Source organism: Burkholderia sp. Ac-20392, from assembly GCF_017104585.1.
GTDB lineage: Bacteria > Pseudomonadota > Gammaproteobacteria > Burkholderiales > Burkholderiaceae > Burkholderia > Burkholderia lata.
Map to the genome: position 1 here is coordinate 1 of NZ_JAAGPB010000683.1, position 3,729 is coordinate 3,729.

The window sequence follows — 3,729 nt, forward strand, 5'->3', positions numbered from 1 at the left end:
TCTGGCTTTGGGTGCTGTCCGACGGACGCACGCGCGAGATGCCCGCGAAACCCGCGGCGGCCGATCACGTCGTGTTCATCGACTTCGACGACGCGGCCGTGCGGATCGGGCAGGGTGCGCGGCTGGCCGAGGCGTGGGGCGCGCAGTGGGTGACGGCCGACGCGCTGCGTGCAGACCGCGCGGGCTGATCGCCGGCCGGCGGTGCGTTATGATCGCCGCTTTCGCTTCTGCACATTGGAACAAACCACCATGCAAGTACTGGTCGATGCCGACGCCTGTCCCGCCGTCATCAAGGACATGCTGTTTCGCGCCGCGCGTCGTGCCGAAATCTGCGTGACGCTGGTCGCGAACCAGTTTCTGCGCACGCCGCCGTCGCCGTTCATCAAGGCGGTGCAGGTGCCGGCCGGCTTCGACGTGGCCGATGCGCGCATCGTCGAGCTGGTGGAAGCGGGCGACCTCGTGATCACCGCCGACATCCCGCTGGCCGCCGCCGTGCTCGACAAGGGCGCGCATGCGCTCGACCCGCGCGGCAACTGGTTCAGCCGCGAGAACATCGAGGAACGCCTGTCGACGCGCGCGATGATGGATCAGTTGCGCAGTGCGGGGATCGACACGGGCGGGCCGGCGCCGTTCAGCGCGCGCGACGGCAAGGCGTTTGCGTCGCAGTTCGACCGGTTTCTGGCGCGGCACGGCAAGCCTTGAAGTCGGGTCGAGACGACCGCGTACCGTGATCGTCCTGCGAGGGGCGACACGCGCACGCGGCATGCGCCACATCACCGAATCCGCATTGAATCGCGCTCATCGCCCCTGCGGGGATGCAGATTTGCGCCTTCGCTGCTATCGTGGCGCAAACCACAACCCAGCAAAGGAGCGCACGCGTGTCACCGACCCAACTTCTCGTTCCGACCTTCACCCAGATGCTGCGCGCGCAGACCGCGTGGCTCGACAAGGCCGTCGCACACCGGCAGGCCGCGGGCGACGCGCCCGATGCGGCGATGATGCTGAGGCTCGCGCCCGACATGTATCCGCTCGCGGCACAGGTGCGCTTCTCGTGCTTCCAGGCGATGGAGCCCATCCACCGTCTGCGTGGCGAGCCGGTACCGGCGTCGCTGCTGGCCTTGCGCGAGGCGGGGTGGAATGCGGATGCGCAGCCCGGCACGCTCGCCGACGCGCAAGCGATCATCGCCGGCACGCTGACCTTTCTCGGCGACCTCGCGCCGGATGCGCTCGATGGCGGTGCCGCACTGCCGATCGCGCTTGAAATGCCGAACGGGATCGCGTTCGACATGACGGGCGAACAATACGCGCGCGACTGGGCGCTGCCGCAGTTCTATTTCCACGCGATCGCCGCTTACGCGATCCTGCGCCACCACGGCGTCGAACTCGGCAAGGCCGACTACGTGCCGCACATGCTCGCGTACGTCCGGCCGGGCACGATTCCGCAAGGGTGAGCCGGCGGGCGCCGCGCAACCTCGAAGCGACATGACGCGGGCACTCTTCCTCTGCAGCCGCAACCGGCTGCGCAGCCCAACGGCCGAAGCGGTATTCGCCGGGTGGCCGGACGTCGAAACCGACTCGGCGGGCCTCGCGCCCGATGCGGATACGCGCCTGTCCGCCGAGCAGCTCGACTGGGCCGATGTCGTGTTCGTGATGGAGCGTGCGCACAAGGCACGGCTGGCGGCGCAATTCGGTGCGCATCTGCGGCACCAGAAAATCGTGTGCCTCGACATTCCCGACCGTTACACGTATATGCAGCCGGAACTTGTCACGCTGCTCGAACGCAAGGCCGGCCCGTTCCTACGCAAGTGAGCGGCACGGGCGTGATCGACCTCAGCGCAGCCGGCCGTTCGCGATCGCCGAAAAACAGTCGAGACGCAGCAGCTCGATGATCTTGCGCGTCGGCACGCTCGCGCGAAGCGTGTCGAGCCGGTCGACGGTGAACCACTTGCAGCGGGCGATCTCGTTGCTCGCGCGCGGCGTCAGGTGCGCCGGCACGTCGGCCACGAACACGTGATGGAGTTTCGTCAGTCCGCCGAACTGCACCGCGTAGTCGAGTGCGAGCCCCTCCAGCCGCGTTTCCTCGGCGAGCTCCCGCAGCGCAGCATCGAGCGGCGTCTCGCCGCGCCGGATCGTGCCGCCCGGCAGCGACCAGCGCGACGCGGTGCGCGCGACCAGCAACACGCTGCTGCGCTGACGGCACACGATCGTGGCGCGTTCCTTGATGACGGCGAGAGTGTCCGGCCCGGTACTCATGTTCGGCAAAAACAGGTGCTGAATCGTGGAGAAAATGCGCGTCGACGGCGCGTTACCCGGCGGCGGGCCGCGACGGTGTGCAGGCAGCCGCAGCGATCTTACCGGCCGTTCGTGACAGTTCCATGCATGTCGTCACGGGCCGCGCGCCGCGTTATGCGTGCGTATAGATCCCGCTGCGGGTCGGTTTCGCGTGGCGTGGCTGGCGGCGCTTGTGAACGGCGCGCCGATGGCGGGGCGACGGCGGCGCCGCGTGCCGGTGCGCGGGCGCGGGCCGTGCGCTCGGCATCCCGGTCTGTCCTTCGCCGAAGTGGAATGTCTGGGTTTGCGCGTGTCCGACGCCCAGCGTCGACGCCAGCACGAAGGCCGCCAGCAGCATCCGTTTCATGAATAATCCGTCCGATTTTTTTGAGATGAAGATTGCCCGCCAGCTTAGCGAAAGGCGGGACGCGACCGCAACCGGCCCGTGTTCGGTGTCGCCCCCACTTGCGCACGGCGGCGTCTTCCGCTTCGCCTCAGGGTGCCGCCGGGGTTGACAATATAATTCCTGAGTGTGAACATAAATTCACGCACAAGAATTATTCGTCGAATCCGGAAGGTCGCGCCACAGGCGCCGGGCCTGCCGGAACCGGCAGTCCGATCAACCGGAACCAGGAGCGGGACGCATGGCGGAACACGAGCAGCAGGGCGCGCTGGCGGGATTGCGCATCATCGATCTGTCGCGGGTGCTGGGCGGCCCGTATGCAACGCAGATCCTGGCCGACCACGGCGCGGAGGTAATCAAGGTCGAACCGCCGTCCGGTGATGAAACGCGCACGTGGGGCCCGCCGTTCGACGGCGATACCGCGTCGTACTTCCTCGGCGTGAACCGCAACAAGCTCGGCATCGCGCTCGACCTGACGCAGCCGGCCGACCGCGAGCGGCTGCTCGGCCTGCTCGACCATGCGGACGCCATCGTCGAGAACTTCAAGATCGGCACGATGGAGCGCTGGGGCCTCGGCTTCGACGCGCTGCACGCGCGGTTTCCGCGCCTCGTCCATTGCCGCGTGTCGGGCTTCGGCGCGGACGGCCCGCTCGGCGGGCTGCCCGGCTACGACGCGGCCGTGCAGGCGCTGGCGGGGCTGATGAGCGTCAATGGCGAAGCCGGCGGCGCGCCGTTGCGGGTCGGCGTGCCGATCGTCGATCTCGTGACCGGGCTGAACGCGGCGCTCGGCGTGCTGATGGCATTGCGCGAGCGCGACGCGAGCGGCCGCGGCCAGTTCGTCGAATCGACGCTGTTCGACTGCGCGCTGTCGATCCTGCATCCGCATACGCCGAACTTCTTCCATTCGGGGAATGCACCCGTGCGCACCGTCAACGCGCGGCGCAGGCTTCCGCCGTACACGTGGACGACGCGGCGGCGCCAGCCCGGCATCGCGCCCATAAACAGCAGCGCCGGATGAAACGAGTCGTTGATCACGAGATCGGCATCGCGGACGA

General features: G+C 68.2%; 5 protein-coding genes and 2 pseudogenes. 5 read left to right on the forward strand and 2 right to left on the reverse strand.

Annotation, left to right across the window (positions count from 1 at the left end; translation table 11 throughout):
* From G3N99_RS36775 to G3N99_RS36790, 4 genes and pseudogenes are all read left to right on the forward strand, one after another.
* Positions 1-188: pseudogene (locus G3N99_RS36775) on the forward strand (magnesium chelatase); the annotation flags it as partial.
* 61 nt (positions 189-249) lie between these two features.
* Entirely contained in the window at positions 250-702 is a 453-nt protein-coding gene (locus tag G3N99_RS36780) for a YaiI/YqxD family protein (protein WP_089440082.1), read from the forward strand.
* A 176-nt stretch (positions 703-878) separates the two neighbouring features.
* Positions 879-1,451: a DUF1993 domain-containing protein gene (locus tag G3N99_RS36785; RefSeq protein WP_174934155.1), complete on the forward strand. Its 573-nt coding sequence runs from the start codon at positions 879-881 to the stop codon at positions 1,449-1,451.
* A 31-nt stretch (positions 1,452-1,482) separates the two neighbouring features.
* Positions 1,483-1,809: a low molecular weight protein tyrosine phosphatase family protein gene (locus G3N99_RS36790; protein WP_174947130.1), complete on the forward strand. Its 327-nt coding sequence runs from the start codon at positions 1,483-1,485 to the stop codon at positions 1,807-1,809.
* A 21-nt stretch (positions 1,810-1,830) separates the two neighbouring features.
* Here the strand turns inward: G3N99_RS36790 and G3N99_RS36795 are convergent, their stop codons facing one another.
* Positions 1,831-2,253, reverse strand: coding sequence for an NUDIX hydrolase (locus G3N99_RS36795; protein ID WP_043182812.1), 423 nt, complete (start codon positions 2,251-2,253; stop codon positions 1,831-1,833).
* A gap of 151 nt (positions 2,254-2,404) precedes the next feature.
* Positions 2,405-2,638: a hypothetical protein gene (locus G3N99_RS36800; protein ID WP_174934151.1), complete on the reverse strand. Its 234-nt coding sequence runs from the start codon at positions 2,636-2,638 to the stop codon at positions 2,405-2,407.
* Positions 2,639-2,915: 277 nt separating this feature from the next.
* Between G3N99_RS36800 and G3N99_RS36805 the strand changes: the two are divergent.
* Positions 2,916-3,611, forward strand: a pseudogene (locus G3N99_RS36805) (CoA transferase); the annotation flags it as partial.
* Positions 3,612-3,729: the final 118 nt, after the last annotated feature.

Excerpts from the sequence above, each read along its gene's own strand:
- G3N99_RS36780 (WP_089440082.1), top strand. The coding sequence starts at position 250 with ATGCAAGTACTGGTCGATGCCGACGCCTGTCCCGCCGTCATCAAGGAC.
- G3N99_RS36790 (WP_174947130.1), top strand. The coding sequence starts at position 1,483 with ATGACGCGGGCACTCTTCCTCTGCAGCCGCAACCGGCTGCGCAGCCCA.
- G3N99_RS36795 (WP_043182812.1), bottom strand. The coding sequence starts at position 2,253 with ATGAGTACCGGGCCGGACACTCTCGCCGTCATCAAGGAACGCGCCACG.
- G3N99_RS36800 (WP_174934151.1), bottom strand. The coding sequence starts at position 2,638 with ATGAAACGGATGCTGCTGGCGGCCTTCGTGCTGGCGTCGACGCTGGGC.